Annotated in this window: 3 protein-coding genes; all 3 read right to left on the bottom strand. The window is 38.9% G+C overall.

What is annotated here, in order from left to right:
* The coding region (locus tag JZU62_RS03805) for an HDOD domain-containing protein (RefSeq protein ID WP_295012055.1) at nt 1-1,217 on the bottom strand (1,217 nt) is incomplete at its 3' end.
* Between the two features lie 5 nt (nt 1,218-1,222).
* A complete protein-coding gene (locus JZU62_RS03800; RefSeq protein ID WP_295012053.1) occupies nt 1,223-3,679 on the bottom strand; it encodes a GGDEF domain-containing protein in 2,457 nt (818 codons plus the stop codon).
* On the bottom strand, nt 3,676-4,469 hold a 794-nt coding region (locus tag JZU62_RS03795; RefSeq protein WP_295012051.1), incomplete at its 5' end, for a hypothetical protein. The genes JZU62_RS03800 and JZU62_RS03795, both read right to left, overlap by 4 nt.

The raw sequence follows: 4,469 nt of genomic DNA, 5'->3' as shown, positions 1-4,469 counted from the left end.
CCCATCGCTTCATCAAACTGATTTACTTTTTCCATAGTTTCTGCAATAATAGGTTCCAAAACCTCATAATCCAACCCGTGTTTCGCTAAAAACATATCAATCCCCTCTGAATCAAGCATCTCAATAGCACGCACCATTGTTAGCAATTCACCGTAAAATCCGTCCCCCTCGAACAATGCCCGCTCGATTTCAGGAGTGACATTCAGCCGTCTAAGCACTTCGCGGTGAGGTATGTGAAACAACAAATGGATCAAGGAGAGCATCCCGACGAAGTAAGCGGTAGCCTTTTGGGATTTCGTCGCATTCGGAGTAATAAGCTCTAAGAGTTTTGTCATCAGCTCTGTGCGATTGATAACCATTAACATCAAAGGGATCGTGTTTTGATTCGATTCTTGGGATTCTGAAAACATCAACAGCATAACCCAATGCGACAAAGGCTCACGCCCCACCAGTGTTAAGACATGGCGAACCGATGAGACAGGATTTTTCAATGAAAATACCGCCGAATTGATAAAGCGAATCAGCTTTAAACTCACCATATGGTTCAGTTCAAATGCCCGCACCAAATGTTCAATATCGGCATCCGATTGGAGCATATTCCATAACTGTACAACGGATTCTTGATCGAGAGAAAAAGAGGCGGTTTCGAGAACTTTTGGCTTGGATATAAAATATCCCTGAAAATAGGTGAATCCTTTTGCGACACACTCGGCATGAATATCGTGGGATTCAATCTTGGATCCAATAACATTCAATCCCATCTCTTTGAACTGCTCGACGTGATCACGCTCGATATTTCTGCTTCGGGTAATATCAATTTTTACAAATTCTAAATAAGGGAATATCGGAGAAAATTTCTCCATATTCTCAGCGGTAAAAGCAAAATCATTAAGAGCAAACCGGTATCCAAGCGACTTCAGTCTCTCTAAATGCTCGCATAATAGCTTATCGACTACACTCTCTTCCAACAGTGCATAAATCACCCGCTCTTTGGGTAAAAGATTAAAAAGTCCATGAAAAATAAATCGATGATCGACTCGAATAAATCCAAGCCGTTTACCTAATATCCGATCAATCCCAAATGCACTTTGCAAATCATTAATAAGAGTAGCTGTAGTTTGAGCATTCATACTCTGTGTAGATGAAAAAAGATCATATGCTTCAAGCGCACCGTTCTCATTCACAATAGGTTGACGACCGATATAACTTCTTCCCATATTTATTACTCTTCGATCAAAATCGGGGATGGCTCATAAAAATAATACCCTTGCGACGCGTCAATACCGATCGCCCTCACCTGATGAAAAATTTCTTCATTCGCCACAAATTCAGCAACAACACTAATTCCCATTTCATGCGCAAAATCACAAATATGTTTAACGAAAATCTGTGCGTTACGGTCATGTGGGAGATTTTTTATCAAGCTGGCATCAATTTTTAGTGTATCCACATTTAGTTTGAGCAAATGGTCAAAATTTGAATAACCCGAACCGAAATCATCAATGGCAAAACGGCAACCGATCGCTTTAAAACGATCAACAAACTCGCTCACAGAACTGTAATTTTCGATCCCTTCACTCTCTAAAATTTCAAAAATAATCAATTTTTCCACACCGTTTTCATGGATGGTCTGTTCTAAATAATCGGCTAAATCAATGTTTGTAAGGTCTTGTGTCGAAAGATTTAAGCTCACTGGAATATTGGTATCTTTAAAAACTGATACTACCTTATCAATCATTATCTTGGTCAGGTCAGGATAGAGCTTTGTTTTTTTGGCAATTTCTAAAAATAAATAGGGAGATATCACACTGCCATCTCGCTCAATAAGTCGTATAAGGGCTTCATATTTAATGATTTTACCGTTATTATTGTCCACAATCGGCTGAAAATAAGGGAGTATTCGAGACTCTTCTATCGCCTCTTTAATCCGTTTGTACCATGCTATATTATTCTCTTGTTCTTGTTTTGATTCACTCGTAAAAAGCTCCATGCTGTGGCGATTGCGTTTAGCTTGCTTAAGTGCAGCCGTAGCATGTTCTAAAACACGCTCATCTGCACGAGAATAACCGATAGTAGCAGTAAGAACAATCTCAATCTCATCAATTACAAATACCTCTTTTTGGGTTTTTGCGATCACGCCTTCTAAAAATTGAACAAATGGTTCCAAATCATCATAATTCTTCACAACCAAACCATACTCGTCACTTCCCAGTTTATAGAGCTCTATATTTTTATTAGATTGTATTTCAAGACGAAGCCAATCCCCGTATCGTGCTAAAATCGCATCCCCGATAGTAATTCCATACACTTCATTGATATCACTGAAACGATCAATATTAATAATCGCCAATGCACTTATATTTTTTTTCGATAGTGCCTCAACCAATGAAAAACGATTTGGCAAATCAGTATTTGCATCGGTTGAAAGGTGATATTTGAGCTGTTCACGTTGCTCGAACGAGTTGATGGCAAACCCTATATCACCCGCCAACTCCTCTAACATCGCTATCTCTTTAGGCTCAAACCCTTCTGAAGATTTTGAATACAGCGTTATTACCCCCAGAGGCAGTGTCTCCATCTCACTCATTAAAGGAAGTGCTATTACCGAACCATACTGCCCTTCTTCTGCGATAAATCGCCACTCTCCCAACGTTGTATTATGTTCTAAATGTTCAATAACCACTACGGATCGCTCTTTAATCGCTCTCATGCTCGGATTTTTTTCATCTGTTTGGTCATCAAGCAAAATTTTCATTTTTGGGTAAAGGTATCCTGTAGAATCAGTAGAATACGCTTCGACACAGAGGTTTTCCTCTTTTTTAAGTGCGATATGACACAAACCGTATCCAGTGTGATCAGCCAATCTTTGAGAGGAAGCCATCAGCAGTTCATTCACATTTTTAGCGGTAATCAAAAGTTGATTAATATCAGCTACCGTACGAAGTATCCCATCCAAATACAAAGCTTCTTCAAATGCCTCTTTTATCCGTATTTTCTGAATATTCATTGAGCGAAACGAATCACATAACGTCTGATCCAGCATCGTAAGTTCATCAATACCATGTTTTTCAGCAACAGGATTTTCTTCACGTGTACGTTTGGCTATCCGTTCCAACGGTTGAGCTATCCAGCGCTGAACCGCTTTCATAATCCCAATAGCTATAATTCCTAAAATTAGGAACAGGCTCATTCCGTAATACATGGCGACACGATTTAGTCGCTCAAAAATAAACTCTTCGTTCAAATCAACCAATAGAATAGCTTTTTGTTTTGCTGCACCTGAGAAATAATATATATCACTCGCATAGTGTACGCTCCCATCTTCAATCAAGGCACTAGTAATCTCAGATAATGGGCGATACTTCTCTTCAATTACTTTTCCTCCCAAAGAACGAGATGAAGAAACCGCAATCGTTCTACCATCGAGTGATATAGAGAGTATCCCCATTGAACTTTCTATCGCACTCGCCTGATCAAGTAACGCCTGAACATTCTCTAAACGACCCTGCTGAAGTGATTTTTGGATATCTTCTTCCAATCGAAAGAGACCTTGATTGATCCCCTCGGAGAGATATCTAAGGGTAGACAACCTCTCAATATAGTAAAAACTTCCCGTTACTACTCCAATAACGATAAAAAAAATAGCTAAATTTATAAAATTAAACCGTTGTAATTTCACGGTAATAGCCTATCAGTTTTCACATTCTGTGAGTTAAGATGATTTACCACATCTTCATGATTTTTTTCATAGAGCCATTCAATTTGGGTTGTAGTAGAGAGAAACTCCTCATAACTTTGTCCCTCTAAATACCCTTTTACTGTTTCGTAATATTCATGCGGATCGCTTCGTAAGCGCTCAACACCAAGGGCAAACAATTCTTTTAAGCGAATAAAATCTTCTTCTCTTCCATTGATCTGATCCTGATTGACAAATAAAGCATCAACAACGAAAAATTTATCCATGGTCTGAGTAGAGGCAAGGGGCTGATACCCTTTTTTGAGTAGTCCTAAAAGGTAAGGCTGATAGGAGATAATAACAATCGGTGTTGATGGTTCTTTGAGTGCAAGAATATTTTTTTGAGAGGTATCCACTTTATTAAATTTGATTTTTTGGAGCCTTTTTTCAGCTACAAATGCTTCAAAAAAATCATCATTAAGCGATCCTTGCTCCAAATAAACATTAACTGTCTCTTTTGTGCTTCGCAACTCCTCAATCGATCGGTTGGAAACAATCGCATCGGCACCGTACGATCGATCGATCAAAAATACCGGCTTGATATTTTCTCTATTTTTAAAATGAAGAAGCTCGTACTGTGTTGCGGTAAAACCTTGTGTAAAACCGCGCTCATATAGCCGCGCGTTATCACTTAGATCTACAAGCCAAAAGAAATGAAACGGAGTATTTTCGAGCCACCCTTTTTCCTGTGCATAAATAAAAGGGGTAAACCCAATCCACGGATTGGTAGAAA

Origin of the sequence: Sulfuricurvum sp., from assembly GCF_019163035.1 — a bacterium.
In the GTDB taxonomy this organism is placed as follows: domain Bacteria; phylum Campylobacterota; class Campylobacteria; order Campylobacterales; family Sulfurimonadaceae; genus Sulfuricurvum.
This window is presented reverse-complemented; position numbering and strand designations above follow the sequence as displayed.